General features: G+C 62.0%; 13 protein-coding genes. 11 read left to right on the top strand and 2 right to left on the bottom strand.

All coding sequences use genetic code 11. The features are described 5' to 3' along the window. The first annotated feature begins 99 nt into the window (after positions 1–99). The 3 genes from GCM43_RS07235 (at position 100) to rsmA (ending at position 3399) form a co-directional block, all read left to right on the top strand. A complete protein-coding gene (locus tag GCM43_RS07235; protein ID WP_226929371.1) occupies positions 100–1485 on the top strand; it encodes a peptidylprolyl isomerase in 1386 nt (461 codons plus the stop codon). A gap of 15 nt (positions 1486–1500) precedes the next feature. Continuing rightward, positions 1501–2550 carry a 4-hydroxythreonine-4-phosphate dehydrogenase PdxA gene (pdxA, locus tag GCM43_RS07230; protein WP_152242831.1) on the top strand — a complete coding sequence of 350 codons (1050 nt, stop codon included), beginning with the start codon at positions 1501–1503 and terminating at the stop codon, positions 2548–2550. 69 nt (positions 2551–2619) lie between these two features. Continuing rightward, a complete protein-coding gene (gene rsmA, locus GCM43_RS07225; protein ID WP_152242830.1) occupies positions 2620–3399 on the top strand; it encodes a 16S rRNA (adenine(1518)-N(6)/adenine(1519)-N(6))-dimethyltransferase RsmA in 780 nt (259 codons plus the stop codon). On the opposite strand, the gene GCM43_RS07220 is transcribed toward rsmA, so the two are convergent. Further along, on the bottom strand, positions 3396–4313 hold the full coding sequence (locus tag GCM43_RS07220) for a LysR family transcriptional regulator (RefSeq protein WP_152242829.1): 918 nt from the start codon (positions 4311–4313) through the stop codon (positions 3396–3398). The two genes, rsmA and GCM43_RS07220, sit on opposite strands and share 4 nt — an antisense overlap. A gap of 163 nt (positions 4314–4476) precedes the next feature. On the opposite strand from GCM43_RS07220, the gene GCM43_RS07215 reads away from it, so the two are divergent. From GCM43_RS07215 to GCM43_RS07185, 7 genes are read left to right on the top strand one after another with little or no spacing between them, the layout of a single operon-like run. After that, on the top strand, positions 4477–5589 hold the full coding sequence (locus tag GCM43_RS07215; RefSeq protein ID WP_226929370.1) for a porin: 1113 nt from the start codon (positions 4477–4479) through the stop codon (positions 5587–5589). Between the two features lie 58 nt (positions 5590–5647). Next, positions 5648–6670, top strand: a complete 1023-nt coding sequence (locus GCM43_RS07210; RefSeq protein ID WP_226929369.1) for an ABC transporter substrate-binding protein — start codon at positions 5648–5650, stop codon at positions 6668–6670. Between the two features lie 12 nt (positions 6671–6682). Beyond that, positions 6683–7522, top strand: coding sequence for an ABC transporter permease (locus GCM43_RS07205; RefSeq protein ID WP_152242828.1), 840 nt, complete (start codon positions 6683–6685; stop codon positions 7520–7522). Then, complete coding sequence (locus tag GCM43_RS07200) at positions 7519–8298, top strand: ABC transporter permease (protein WP_152242827.1); 780 nt, start codon at positions 7519–7521, stop codon at positions 8296–8298. The genes GCM43_RS07205 and GCM43_RS07200 overlap by 4 nt, the downstream gene beginning before the upstream one ends. Before the next feature lie 11 nt (positions 8299–8309). After that, positions 8310–9341 (top strand): ABC transporter ATP-binding protein, encoded by a 1032-nt coding sequence (locus GCM43_RS07195; protein WP_152242826.1) that lies wholly within the window; start codon positions 8310–8312, stop codon positions 9339–9341. 4 nt (positions 9342–9345) lie between these two features. Continuing rightward, the gene (locus tag GCM43_RS07190) at positions 9346–10290 is read left to right on the top strand and encodes a nucleoside hydrolase (RefSeq protein ID WP_152242825.1); all 945 of its coding nucleotides are present in this window, start codon (positions 9346–9348) and stop codon (positions 10288–10290) included. 23 nt (positions 10291–10313) lie between these two features. Then, positions 10314–11381 (top strand): adenosine deaminase family protein, encoded by a 1068-nt coding sequence (locus GCM43_RS07185; RefSeq protein ID WP_413770935.1) that lies wholly within the window; start codon positions 10314–10316, stop codon positions 11379–11381. Positions 11382–11572: 191 nt separating this feature from the next. On the opposite strand, the gene GCM43_RS07180 is transcribed toward GCM43_RS07185, so the two are convergent. Next, positions 11573–12955 (bottom strand): short-chain fatty acyl-CoA regulator family protein, encoded by a 1383-nt coding sequence (locus tag GCM43_RS07180; protein WP_152242824.1) that lies wholly within the window; start codon positions 12953–12955, stop codon positions 11573–11575. A 144-nt stretch (positions 12956–13099) separates the two neighbouring features. Between GCM43_RS07180 and GCM43_RS07175 the strand changes: the two genes are divergently transcribed. Beyond that, positions 13100–14608, top strand: a complete 1509-nt coding sequence (locus GCM43_RS07175; RefSeq protein WP_152242823.1) for a CoA-acylating methylmalonate-semialdehyde dehydrogenase — start codon at positions 13100–13102, stop codon at positions 14606–14608. Positions 14609–14613: the final 5 nt, after the last annotated feature.

Here is a 14613-nt window from a genome sequence, read left to right as displayed (position 1 = left end):
GATGGCAATGCCGCCGCCGCCGGTGACCCCGGCGCTGGCGCAAGCGGTTTTTTTATTCACTTGAACATGAGCGCTTTCCACATTATGCGTAATGCCAGTATGCACCAACTCAAAATTGCAGCGATTCTGATGTGCGCCATTTCCGGCGCAGCAACCAGTAGCGCCTGGGCGCAGCAGGCCGCAGCACCGGCCCCAGCCAAGCCGGCAGCAGCGCCGGTGAAGGGCTTTACGCCGCCGGCGTCCAGCAAGGGCCAGACCATCGATTCGATTGCCGTGGTGGTCAATGACGACGTCATTACGCGCAATGAAGTGGCGGCGCGCATCAAGGCCGTGGAACAGCGTATGAAGGCGCAGAACGTGCCGCTGCCCGATCCGGCCGACCTGCGCCGCCAGTTGCTGGAGCGCATGATCGTCGAGCGCGCACAGATGCAGCTGGCCAAGGAAATGGGCGTGCGCGTCGATGACCAGACGCTCGACCGCGCGATCGGCCGTATTGCTGAACAGCAAAAAATGACCATCCAGGACCTGCGCAACCAGATGGAAAAAGAAGGCACGCCGTTTGCCGCCTTCCGCGAAGAAATCCGCGATGAAATCATCATGCAGCGCCTGCGCGAACATGAAGTCGACGCCAAGATCCAGATTTCCGACTCCGAGGTCGACAACTTCCTGGAAGCGGAAAAGGCTGCCGCAAATGAACAGGTGGAACTGAACCTGTCGCAAATCCTGGTGCGCATACCCGAAAACTCCAGCCCTGAACAGATCGCTGCGCGCCGCGCACGCGCCGAAGAGGTCAGCCGCCAGCTGCGTACCGGCGCCGATTTTGCCAAGATGGCCGCCACCTATTCCGACGCCAGCGACGCCCTCAACGGCGGCGAGATCGGCTGGCGCAACAGCGACCGCCTGCCGCCGCTGTTTACCGAGCAGCTGCTGAAACTGAAAGCGGGCCAGATCACCCCGATTATCAAGAGCAATACCGGTTTCCATATCCTGAAAGTCGTCGATCGCCGTACGGCTGCCCAGGCGCAGGCCGTGGACGCCGTGCAGCAGACGCATGCGCGCCATATCCTGCTGAAAGTCACGCCGACCATGTCGGCGGCAGAAGCCAAGCGCAAGCTGCTGGAACTCAAAGAGCGCCTCGACAACAAGGCCGCCAAGTTTGAAGACCTGGCCCGTCTGTTCTCGAATGATGGCTCGGCGTCCAAGGGAGGCGATTTGGGCTGGCTGTATCCGGGCGACACCGTGCCGGAATTTGAAGCGGCGATGAACGGCCTGAAACCCGGCCAGGTCAGCGATCCGATCGAGACCAGCTTTGGTTTCCACCTGATCGAAGTGCTTGAGCGCAAGAGCGATGACGTTTCAAAAGAAAAGCAGCGCAATGCCGCCCGCAACGCCCTGCGCGAGCGCAAGCTGGAAGAAGCGACCGAGAGCTGGGCGCGCGAGGTGCGCGACCGCGCGTACGTTGAATTCCGTCCGGACGACCAGTAAAGGTGGGCGTTGCGCATGAGTAATCTGCCTGCAGGCCGCCGTCCCGCCATTGCCATCACCTGTGGCGAGCCGGCCGGCGTGGGGCCGGAAATTTCGATCCGCGCCGCCTGGGCGATGCGCCATGAAGCCAATTGCATTTTGCTGGGCGACGCGGCCTTTCTGGCGCTGACGGCCAGCCTGATCGACCCGGAAATCCGGCTGGCGGCGCTGTCGCTGCAGGCAGTGCGCAACAGCGGTTTGCCGCACTTCGGTCCAGGCCGTCTGGCAGTGATCGATATTCCTACCGACAACAATGTCATTCCTGGCGTGCTGGACAAGGATAACGGGCGCGCCGTGCTCGATACCCTCGATGCGGCCGTGGAAGGCATACAGGCTGGCTGGTTTGGCGCGATGGTCACCGCGCCATTGCAGAAAAGCACCATCAACCAGGCTGGCGTGGCGTTTTCCGGCCATACCGAATACCTGGCAGAAAAAACCGGCACGCCGCAAGTGGTGATGATGCTCGCTGGCGACCCTGGCCACGGCCAGCCGGTGCTGCGCGTGGCGCTGGCCACCACCCATCTGCCACTGAAAGACGTACCGGCTGCCATCACGCAAGACGGCCTGGCCACCACGCTCGATATTATCGACGCCGATTTGCGCCAGAAGTTCGGCATTGTCGCGCCGCGCATCCTGGTAACGGGTTTGAATCCGCATGCGGGCGAGGGCGGCTATCTGGGACGTGAAGAGATCGATGTGATTGCGCCAGCCATTGCCGCAGCGCAGGCACGCGGCATCGACGCGCAGGGACCGTATCCGGCCGACACCCTGTTCCAGCCGAAATACCTGCAGGACGCCGATTGCGTGCTGGCCATGTATCACGACCAGGGCCTGCCGGTGCTGAAATACGCTACCTTCGGGCGCGGCATCAATGTGACGCTGGGCCTGCCGCTGATTCGCACCTCGGTCGACCATGGCACGGCGCTCGATGTGGCCGCGCAAGGCCTCGGTGTGGCTGACACCGGCAGCATGCAGCAGGCGCTGCGCACCGCACTCGATATGCTGAAAGCCAGCAGCGCGCGTTGAGGCTTGCTGTTGCCGTAACAATACCTTGCCGGCCTGTGCCGGCTTTACCGCATTAATAGAAGACATCATATGAAACACGTTGCCCGCAAACGCTTTGGCCAGAACTTCCTGCATGACCGCTTCGTGCTGGACGACATCACAGCGTCGATCAGTCCGCAAGCTGGCGACGCCATGGTTGAAATCGGCCCGGGCCTGGGCGCCATGACCGAACAGTTGCTGCGCCACCTGCCGCACATGCATGTGGTCGAGCTGGACCGCGACCTGATCGTGCGCCTGAAAAAAGCCTTCGATGCCGCCAAACTGACCATTCATTCGGGCGACGCGCTGAAATTCGACTTTGCACAGATTCCCGTACCGGAAGGCCAGAAGCTGCGCATCGTCGGCAATTTACCGTACAACATCTCCAGCCCGCTGTTGTTCCACCTGGCCGACTTTGCGCCGCTGGTGCAGGACCAGCATTTCATGCTGCAAAAGGAAGTGGTTGAACGCATGGTGGCCGAACCGGGCACCAAAGCCTATGGCCGCCTGTCGGTGATGCTGCAGTGGCGCTACGATATGTCGCTGCTGTTTATCGTGCCACCAACCGCGTTCGATCCGCCACCGAAGGTCGAGTCGGCCATCGTGCGCATGATTCCGGTCCGGCAGCGCCTCGCTTGCGACCAGGCGACGCTCGAAGCGGTGGTGATGAAGGCCTTCTCGCAGCGCCGCAAGGTGATCCGCAACTGCCTGGCCGGCATGTTTACCGAAGAGCAGATCGTGGCGGCCGGTATCGATCCGACGCTGCGCCCCGAAAGTATCGGGCTCGAGCAGTATGTGGCGCTGGCCAATTTGCTCAAGGCGCCAGCTTAAAACCACTGATCAACCTGCTTCAGATCCTGTTTCAAGGCCAGGAAGCAGCGGTCGACATGGTGATTGCGGCTGATTTCATTGCGCCGCATCAGCGCGATCTTGCGCTTACAGGTGGGTTGGCGCAGCGGCGCCACGTGCAGCTCTATATCGTTGAGAAACGTGGTGTACAGGCTGGGCATAATGCCGACGGCAATGCCGGCGCGCACCACGCCGTACAGCGATTCGCTGTGCACCATCTGATACAGGCTCGACGGATTGAGGCCGTGCTGGTGCAGCGCGCTCGAGGCAAACTCCCAGATGCTGCCTTTGGTAAACACCACAATTTCCTGTCCGGCCAGCTGGTCCCAATGAATCTCTTTCTGCGGCGCCAGCGCATGCTGGCGTGAAGTCACCAGCACCAGTTCATCCTCGAACAGCGTCACCGCCTCGAATGACACCGCGCCCGGCACCTCGATGCCCACGCAAAAATCGAGCTGGCCCGAGTGCAGCGCCTGCAGCAGACCATCATTGGGCATGTCGGACAGCACGATCTCCACCTCGTCGCCATGCTGCTCGGTATAGCGCGCCACCGCCGCTGCCGTCATGGCCATGGCCGAGGGAATGGCGCCGATGCGGATGCGATGGCGGCCGCTGCCGATGGCGCGCGCGATATCGGCAAAGGTATTGTTGGCCGTATTGAGCAAATGGGTGGTGTAATCGAGCGCCAGCTTGCCTTCGCGCGTCAGTTCGAGCTGATGGGTTGTGCGTATAAACAACTTTTTTCCCAGCTGGTTCTCCAGCAGCTTGATCGACGCGCTCAACGCCGGCTGAGTCACGTGCAGCTCTTCGGCCGCCCGGCTGAAGCTGTTTACACGGGCTAGCGTGGCGAAAGCTTGCAAATGGCGCAAGGAGATTTTTTTATTGAATTCGTGCATGGTTCAGTTTATAAAAAAAACTAATGAATTTATAAAAATAAACAAATTTTCTTATCTCGCAATTTACCATATTCTGGATTGACCGATACTTGCCATGTAAGCAATTCCTGGCAAGCAGGAACCATACTAAAAATTGAAGAGTTGATCTGAACAGGGTGATGCAATGAACAAATGGATGGCGGGAACAATGGTGGTGGGTGGCTTGCTGGCGCAGGGTGCAGTGCAGGCGCAAAGCAATGTACAAGTGTATGGCTTGCTGTCGGCTGGCCTCGGCTATACGTCCGATGAGAATGGCAAGACGCGTTTGCATGCACTGAGCGGTACCAACCAGAATCCGCGCATCGGTTTTCGCGGCCAGGAAGATCTGGGTGACGGCAACAAAGTGATCTTCGTGCTGGAAAACGGCTTCAATGTGATGACCGGCACGGCCGCGCAAAGCGGACGCCTGTTCGGCCGCCAGTCGTATGTGGGCTTGACCAGCAACGACAAGGGTACGCTGACGCTGGGCCGCCAGTATGAGGCCGTCAAGGATCTGCTGGGCCCGGTGGTGATCGCCAGCAATGGCGTGCATATCGGCGACAACGACAATGGCTATAACGACCTGCGCGTGCAGAACGCCGTCAAGTATGTGAGCCCGACCTTCAACAAGTTGCAATTTACCGGGCTGTACGGTTTTTCCGAAAACCCCAACGATTCGGTGCGCAACCGCGTCTACAGCGCCGGCCTGGGCTACAAGGAAGACGCCTTCAGTTGGGCCGCCGCCTACACCAAGATGGACCAGCCGAATGCCCCGGACGCCCCTAACGGCGCGATTGGCAACGACTATGCCAGCGGCTTGCTGATCTTTAACAAGAGCGCCGTCAGCGGTTCGGGCGTATCGAGCCAGGCGATTGCCGGCACCGGTGGTTTCTACAACATCGGCCGCACCAAGCTGGGCGCGATGTACACCAATGTGCGCTATCACTACCTGGACCAGAGTAACCTGACGTTGCAGAATATCGACGTCAACCTGAACCACAAGCTGACCGAAGCGCTGAACCTGGGCGCCTCGTATTTCTTTACCACCGGTAACTACGATGTGATCGACAAGAAGCCGAAATGGCATCAGGTCAATTTCCAGGCCGATTATTTCCTGTCCAAGCGTACCGACGTGGCCATTACCTGGAGCTACCAGAAGGCCGCCGGCGACGCCACCTTTGCGCGCGTGTTCGGTTTTGCCGCAGCCCAAGGCAAGACGCAAAGCGTGCTGATCGTGGGTATGCGACATTATTTCTGATATCTGATTCATCTTGACAGGCGCTGCCCGCCAGCGCCGCCCCCTGAAAGGAAGCATCTTGAAAAAGTCCCATTTGCTGGCCCTCGGCCTCGGTTTGCTGGCCAACGCCGCGCACGCGGAAAAGCGCGAGCTGGTTATTTCGGCCTATCCGATTGCCCAGCCGCTGTTCATGAAGTATGTGTACGAGCCGTTCAAGGCCAAATGCAATTGCGACATCAAGGTGGAAACCGGCAACAACGCCGACCGCATCGCCAAGCTGGTAGTTCACCGCAACAATCCGGTGATCGACCTGGTGCTGCTGTCGGACTCGGGCATGCTGGAAGCGGCGCAAAAAGGCGTGATCCAGCCGATGGATTATTCCAAGCTGAGCAACTACGGCCAGCTGTATGACGTGGCGAAAAACCCGATCGGCGGCAACTATGCGGTCGGTTACACCCTGTACTCGGTCGGTCTGGTGTACCGCAGCGACAAGATCGCGCCCTTGAATTCGTGGAAAGACCTGTGGCGCCCCGAACTGAAAGGCCGCGTGGCGCTGCCCGACGTGAGCACCACGCAAGGCCCGCTGATGCTGCGCATGGCCGACGCGGCCTGGGGCGGCAAGACGCCCGACTACGCCACCGGCTTTGCCAAGATCGCCGGCCTGAAAGGCAATGTGGTGACGTTCTCGAAAAACAGCGCGCAGCTCGCTGCCCTGTTTGCGCAGGATGAAATCTGGGCCGCGCCGGTGGCGCGCTTTACCTGGTCTCAGATGCTCAAGACCGGCCTGCCGCTCAAATGGAGTATCCCGGCCGAAGGCCAGGCTGCCGGCATGAACGTGATGGGCATCGTGGCCAAGTCGAAAAATGCCGACCTGGCCTACCAGCTGATGGACTTCTGGCTGTCCAAGGACGTGCAGACCCAGCTGGCCAACGCGCTGGTCGACTCGCCCGTCAACAAGGAGGTGCGCCTGTCGGTGGCCTCGGCCCAGTTCAATACCTACGGCCCGGACCAGATCAATTCGCTCAAGTTCGTCAAGCCCGAGACCATCATCAAGTACCGCTCAGACTGGATGACGCAGTGGAACAAGGCGATGACCAAGTAAGGGTAGCTGCGCATGTTTGCTGATCCAAAAAAACGCACAGGACTGCTGCTGGTCCTGCCCGCGCTGATCTTTATCGTTGTCTGCTTCCTGTTGCCGGTCTCGGCGCTGCTGGTCGACGCGTTTCGCGTGGGCGACGGGCTCCATTGGGGCCTGGACCGCTTTGTCGAATTCTTCTCGCAGGAATTTAACCGCACCATCTTCTGGCGCACCCTGCGCATTGCCGCGCTGGTCACGCTGGCCTCGATCATTCTCGGCTACCCGGCTGCGCAGGCGGTTGCGCGCGTGTCGCCCAAATGGCGCGGGCTGGTGGTGGGCATGATGATCTTGCCGCTGATGGTCTCGCCGATTGCCCGCACTTATGCGTGGATCGTGCTGCTGGGCCGTAACGGCGCCGTCAACGAAGCGCTGCTGGGCATGGGCCTGGCGCAGGAGCCGCTGCGCCTGCTGTTCAGCGAGTTGGCGGTGTTTATCGGCCTGCTGCAGCTGCTGCTGCCGCTGATGCTGATGTCGCTGGCCGGTGCGCTGGAAAACCTGCCGCGCGATGTCGAGCCGGCCGCCGCCACGCTGGGTGCCAATCCCTGGCAGGTGTTCTGCAAGGTCACCCTGCCGCTGACGCAGGAAGGCCTGGTGGTGGGCGGCACGCTGGTGTTTACCGGCTGCGTGACGGCCTATGTGACGCCGGCCCTGTTGGGCGGCACCAAGGTGCTGATGCTGGAAACGCTGCTGTACCAGAAGGTCAGCGTCGAGAGCGACTTTGGTGCGGCCAATGTGATTGCGGTCATCCTCGTGTGCATGACGCTGGCGGTCAATGCCGGCCTTAAACGTATTTCCTCGAGTCGGAGTTCGGTATGAAAGAGAGCCTGTTTTCGCGGGTGGTATTGTGGCTGGTGTTCCTGTTTTTGCTGGGGCCATTTGCGATTGTCATCGTGGCCGGTTTTTCCGGCGGCGAGACGCTGGCCTTCCCGCCCGAATCTTATTCACTGCGCTGGATCGTGGAAGTGTGGTCGGCGCCCGAGTTCCGCCGCGCCTTCCAGACCAGCCTGGAAATCGGCCTGATCGCCACCGTCATTGCGCTGGCGCTGGGCATTCCGGTGGCCTATGCGTTTTCACGCATGCCGCCGCCCGGCATCGGCGCGATCCGCCAGGTGCTGACCTCACCCCTGATCATTCCGGCCATCCTGGTGGGCCTGGGCCTGCTGCACCACCTGGTGCTGACGATTAATGCCCCGGTCTACCTGGGCCTGTTGATCGGCCATATTGCGCTGCTTATTCCCTATTCGGTGCGCGTGGTATACGCCAGCCTGGTCAACCTGCGCGTCGATATCGAAGACGCCGCCATCACGCTGGGCGCCTCGCGCCTGCGCGCGTTTTTCATGATCGTGCTGCCCAATATCCGCAATGCCGTGATCGCCGCCTTTTTCCTCGCCTTTGTCACCTCGTTCAACCAGGTGCCGGTGTCGCTGTTCCTGACCGGACCGGGCATCAGCACGCTGCCCATCGAGATGCTCGGTCATATGGAAAACAGCTTCGATCCTTCGATTGCCGCCCTCTCGACCCTGCTGGTGCTGTTTACCATGGCTTTCGTGATGGTGACCGAGAAGGTGCTGGGCATTTCAAAATACATGTAAGGCAAAACACCATGAGTTATCTGGAACTGCACAAGCTCAACCTGGGCTATGCCAAGAACACCACCTCGGTCAGGGACCTCGATCTGCATGTCGAGCAAGGCGAACTGATTTCGCTGCTGGGCCCCAGCGGCTGCGGCAAGACCACCACCATGCGCGCGATTGCCGGCCTGATGCCGCTGCAGTCGGGCAGCATCGTGCTGGCCGGCCGCGAGATCGGCAAACTGGCGCCCAACAAGCGCAATATCGGCATGGTGTTCCAGTCGTACGCGCTGTTTCCGCACCTGAACGTATATGACAACGTGGCCTTCGGCCTGCGCCTGCGCAAGGTGGCTGCTGCTGAACTGAGAAGCCGCGTTGAAGCGGTGATTGCCGCGGTCGGCCTGGCCGGTTTTGAAACGCGTTTGCCGGCGCAGATGTCGGGCGGCCAGCAGCAGCGCGTGGCGCTGGCGCGCGCCATCGTGGTCGAGCCGGCCCTGCTGCTGCTGGACGAACCGCTGTCGAACCTGGACGCCAAGCTGCGCGTGCAGATGCGCGCCGAACTGCGCCGCATCCAGCGTGAACTGGGCATCACCATGCTGTACGTCACGCATGACCAGGAAGAGGCGCTGGCGCTGTCGGACCGCATCGTGGTGATGAACGGCGGGCGCATCGAACAACTGGCCGCACCGGAAGCGGTATTCAATACGCCATCGTCCCGCTTCGTGGCCAACTTCATGGGCTTTGAAAACCTGTTCGATTACCGCGACGGCGCGCTGCACCATGCCGGCAACCGTCTGCCGTATGCAGCAGCAGTGACGCCTGGCACCAGTGTGCTGGGCTGGCGCCCGGACAAGGTGCGCGTGTGCGCCGTGGACGACGCCGAAGGCCAGTACCAGGGCACGGTGCTGGCGCGCGGTTTTCTCGGCGACACGGTTGAATACCTGCTCGACACGCCGCTGGGCCAGGTCAAGGGCATCTGCATGGCCGGTGGTGGCGCCTGGCGCGAAGGCACGGCGGTCTCGTTCGTGCTGCCGCCTGCCAGCGCGCTGCAGCTGCAGGCATAAGGAGATGACCATGACGCGACAAAAAATCTGGCTCGATACCGACCCCGGTTTCGACGACTGGCTGACCATGCTGCTGTTGAACAGCAACCCGGATATCGACTGGCTGGGCGTGAGCGTGGTGGCCGGCAATGCACCGGTCGATATCACCTACGACAACGCCTTGCGCATCAAGGCCAATGACGCCCTTGACGTGCCGATCTACCGCGGCTGCGACCGGCCCTTGAACGGCGTGATTGAAACCGCGCAGCGCATTCTGGGCGACAGCGGCATGCCGACCACCGGCGCCGTGCTGCCACCGGGCGCTGCGACCGATGCGCCTGGCGATGCAGTCGACGCACTGATCGCGGCCGTGCGCGCCCATCCGGGCCAGATCACGTTGATCGCGATTGCGCCGATGACCAACCTGGCCACGGCGCTGCAGCGCGCACCCGATATCGCCGGCCAGATCGTCGAGATCATCATGATGGGCGGCTCGAGCGACCAGGGCAACCATACGGCGGCGGCGGAATTCAATGTCTTTGCCGACCCGGAAGCGGCCGACCAGGTGTTCAGGGCCGGCATCCCGATGCGCATGTTCGGCCTGAACCTGTGCCGCCAGCTGCTGGTGACCAACGCTGAAGTCGAACGCCTGCGCGCCGTCGGCACGCCGCGCGCCATCACGCTGGCCGGCTATCTGGAAGCGTATGTGCGCATCCGCAGCAGCGACGGTTCAGTGCCGATGCCGATGTACGACCCGGTGGTGGCGCTGTACCTGGAAGCGCCGCAGCTGTTCCAGTTCCTGCCGGCCCATGTGGCGATCGAACTGAAGGGCGAACTGACGCGCGGCATGACGGTATGCGAGTTTCGCGTGCCGCGCCGCGCGCCGGTCAACACGCAGGTGGCGCACCTGGCCGATGGCCCGGCTGCCATCGAACTGCTGATGCGCCGCCTGACGGCCATCGTGGCCTGACTACTTTTACCAGAAACGAGTTTATGTCCGATATGCCTTTGAATGCTGCCTTGAGCATCGAGCAGTTTGTACGCGCCATGCCGAAGGTGGAGTTGCACTGCCATCTGTTCGGCACGGTGCGCCAGGCCACCTTCCGCATGCTGGCCGCGAAGACCGGCAATATCGTCACGCCCGAGGAAATCGACGCTTTCTATACGCGCGGCGACAAGCCAGTCGGCGTGCTGCGCGTGCTGCGCGCACTCGACGCGCACCTGATCAAGGCGCCGGCCGACCTGTATTGCCTGACGTACGAATACCTGGAAGACGCGCACAGCCACGGCGTGCGCTACGCCGAATTTTTCTGGAATCCGACCGGCACCGTGCGCATCTCGGGCATCCGCTACGAAGCGGCGCAGGACGCCATCGTGGCCGCCATCCGCGACGCGCAGCGCGACTTCGGCGTGATCGGCCGCCTGATCCCCAGCATCGACCGCGAAGCCAGCGCCGAAGAAGCGCTGCAGATGGTGGAATGGATGAAGGACTACCGCGCCCAAGAAGTGATCGGCATCGGCATCGACTACCGTGAAAACGAGCGTCCGCCCGAGCTGTTCCTGGCGGCCTACCGCGCCGCGCGCGAGGCCGGCTTCAAGTGCACCGCGCACGCCGGCGAATTCGGCATGCCATGGATGAACGTGGAAACGGCGGTCGAGCAGCTGCAGGTGGACCGCATCGACCATGGCTATACCATCGTCGACAACCCCGAGCTGGCGCGCCGCTACGCCGAACGCGGCCTGGTGTTTACTGTGGTGCCGACCAATTCCTACTACCTGCGCACGCTGGCCCCGGAACGCTGGGCGCTCGATCACCCGATCCGCGCGATGGCCAAACTGGGCCTGAAACTGCATCCCAATACCGACGACCCGACCCTCCACCACGTCACGCCTACCGGCGCCTGGCTGATGATGCGCGAGTTCGGCTTCGGCCTGGACGACCTGCGCGGCTTTATGCTCAACGGCCTCGACGCCGCCTGGATCGACGACAGCCAGCGCGGCGCGTGGCGCGTGGAGTTTGCACGCCGGTTTGACGCGCTGCGTGCGCAGGTGGTGGAGTAAATGGCGCTGTGGGCGGTGCGTGTCGGATTACGCCTTCGGCTAATCCGACCTACGGCCCGGTTTGCGGATCAAAAAATCGGAGCGCGGGTAGGTCGGATTAGGCGCGCAGCGCCGTAATCCGACAATACCGACAGCGCCAGCAATACGGGCGCGCAGCGCCGTAATCCGACAACATCGGCAGCGCCAGCAAATTACGCCAGCGGCCCCGGCGCCTGCAGCAGCGACGGAAACGCGCGCTGCGGGCAGGCCTGGCGTTCGCAGACTTTGCAGCCGGTGCCGATCGGCGTGGCGCCTTGCGGGTCGTGCAGGTCGAGTCCTTTGGAGTAGATCAACCGGTGTGCCTGCGAGATGTCGCAGCCCAGCGCCACGGCAAAGGTTTTGCCCGGTGCGCGAAAGCCGGGCGAGGCGGTGCTGACCTGGCGTGCGATCCACAGATAGGTGCAGCCGTCGGGCATGCTGGCCACTTGCGTGAGTACCTGGCCCGGATGGCTGAAGGCGTCATACACGATCCACAGCGGGCAGGTGCCGCCCACGCGGGAAAAGTGGAAATCGGTGGCCGACTGGCGCTTCGAGACATTGCCGGCACGGTCCACGCGTACGAAGAAAAACGGCAGGCCGGCCGCCTCGGGCCGCTGCATGGTACTGAGGCGATGGCACACCGCTTCAAACCCCACCCCGAACTGGTGCGCCAGGCGCTCGATATCGTATGCGCGGCTTTCTGCTGCCTGCAAGAAGCGCTGGTAGGGCATCAGCAGCGCGCCGGCAAAGTAATTGGACAGGGCCAGGCGCGCACTGGCTTGCGCGCCGGCGCCAGAAAAGCCGGCCGCGAGCACCAGGTCGTCGATCAGGCTGCTGTGTTCAAGCAGGCTGATCTGCGCCGCCATCTGGAAGGCGCGCTGGCCACCGGTCAGTGTGTCAGGCAGCCACAGCAGCCGCTGCTGGGCGTCATAGCGGTGCTTGCGCACCATGCCGGCGTCGCCGTCGGACAGTTGCACGCGGATGCCGTGACGCTCCAGCAGGCGCGATTGCAATGCATCAAGCGTGCGCTGGCGGGCATCGAGCTCGGCCGCTACCGCTTCGGCTGCGCGGTCCAGTTCATCGATATAGTTCTGGCGCCGGTTCAGGTACTCGCGCACTTCCTCATCGCTTGACGGCATGGCCGAACTGGCACCGTGGCTGCCGTCATCGAGCCGCGCGGCCAGCGTATCGGCGCGCTCGGCCATCTGCCGGTAGCGCTGCTGCATCAGCAAAATCGAGCGCGCCAGCTCGGGCATGTTCTCCACCAGCATCTTCAATTCCGCCAGCGAGGCCGGTGGTGCGTCGGGCAGCTCGCCCAGCACGTCGCGTACATCGGCCACCAGGCTGGCGCTGTCATGCTCGGAAAAAATCTGCGGATCAACCCCCAGCACGCTGCCGATGCGCAGCAAAATGGGCACCGTCAGCGGACGCTGGTTGCGTTCCATCTGGTTCAGGTAGCTCGCTGAAATACCGAGCGACTTGGCCAGCGCGGCCTGCGTCATGCGTCGCTCTTCGCGCAGGCGCTGCAGGCGCACGCCCATGAATACTTTTGCCATCGCCGTTCCCTTGTGGAGTCTGCAAATTAACAATCTTTGCAGATTAACAGACTCTGCTTTGCAAATCCTCGCTTTTTCACGCCTTGTTGTGCGCGGGTGAATTGCGAATAATGCAAAGACTATTCAAACATCAGGAGACACAGCGTGACCAATTCAAGCACCGTTCCTACCGTTCCCCTGCTGATCAACGGCGAGTGGGTCGAATCGACCTCTACCGTGTGGCGCGACGTGGTCAACCCGGCCACCCAGGAAGTGCTGGCGCGCGTGCCGTTTGCCACGCCGGACGAAGTCAATGCCGCCATCGCCTCGGCTCAGCGCGCCTTCAAAACCTGGCGCAAGACGCCGATCGGCGCGCGCGCCCGCATTTTTTTGAAACTCCAGCAGCTGATCCGCGACAATATGAGCGAGCTGGCCGCTACCCTCACCATGGAGCAGGGCAAGACCTTGCTCGACGCCGAAGGCGATGTGTTCCGTGGCCTGGAAGTGGTCGAGCATGCGGCCAATATCGGTACGCTGCAGATGGGCGAATTTGCGCAGAACGTGGCCGGCGGCGTCGATACCTACAGCGTGCTGCAGCCGCTGGGTGTGTGCGCCGGCATTACGCCGTTCAATTTCCCGGCCATGATACCGCTGTGGATGTTCCCGATGGCCATTGCCTGCGGTAATACCTTTGTACTGAAGCCGTCCGAGCAGGACCCGCTGGTGACCGAAAAGCTGGTGCGCCTGGCCTTGCAGGCTGGCATTCCTGCCGGCGTACTCAATGTGGTGCATGGCGGCGAAGAGGTGGTCAATGCACTGTGCGACCACCGTGATATCAAGGCCATTTCCTTTGTCGGCTCGAGCAAGGTCGGCACCCATGTCTACCAGCGCGCCAGCCTGGCCGGCAAGCGCGCGCAGTGCATGATGGGCGCCAAGAACCATGCGGTGGTGCTACCGGACGCCAACAAGGAGCAGACCCTGAACCAGCTGCTGGGCGCTGGCTTTGGTGCGGCCGGCCAGCGCTGCATGGCCGCTTCGGTGGCGGTGCTGGTGGGCGAAGCGCGTGAGTGGCTGCCGGAACTGGCGGCCAAGGCGCAAACCCTGACAGTGGGCGCCGGCAAGGACAATCCCGACCTCGGCCCCGTGATTTCCTGCGCAGCAAAAGAGCGTGTCAACAGCCTGGTGGCCAAAGGCATCGAGCAAGGCGCGACCCTGACGCTGGACGGGCGCGATGTAAAAGTGGATGGCTATCCGAACGGTAACTTTGTCGGCCCGACCATTCTGTCAGGTGTGAAACCCGGCATGGTGGTGTATGACCAGGAAATCTTTGGTCCGGTGCTGATCGTGGTCGAAGTCGACACGCTCGACGAAGCGATCGAACTGGTCAACAGCAACCCGAACGGCAATGGCACGGCCTTGTTTACGCAAAGCGGGGCGGCCGCACGCTACTTCCAGGAAGAAATCGACGTGGGCCAGGTTGGCATCAACGTGCCGATTCCCGTGCCGGTGCCGCTGTTCAGCTTTACCGGCTCGCGCGGCTCCAAGCTGGGCGACCTGGGCCCGTTCGGCAAGCAGGTGGTGCTGTTCTACACGCAGACGCAAACCATTACCCAGCGCTGGTTTACCGATGCCGCATCGGTGGGCAAGGTCAACACTACCATCAGCCTCAAGTAAGGAAG

The sequence above is a fragment of the Janthinobacterium aquaticum genome, from assembly GCF_009208565.1.
Classification (GTDB): domain Bacteria; phylum Pseudomonadota; class Gammaproteobacteria; order Burkholderiales; family Burkholderiaceae_D; genus Janthinobacterium.
Note: the sequence above shows the minus strand (reverse complement) of the source record. Positions and strands in the feature narration are given on the sequence as shown.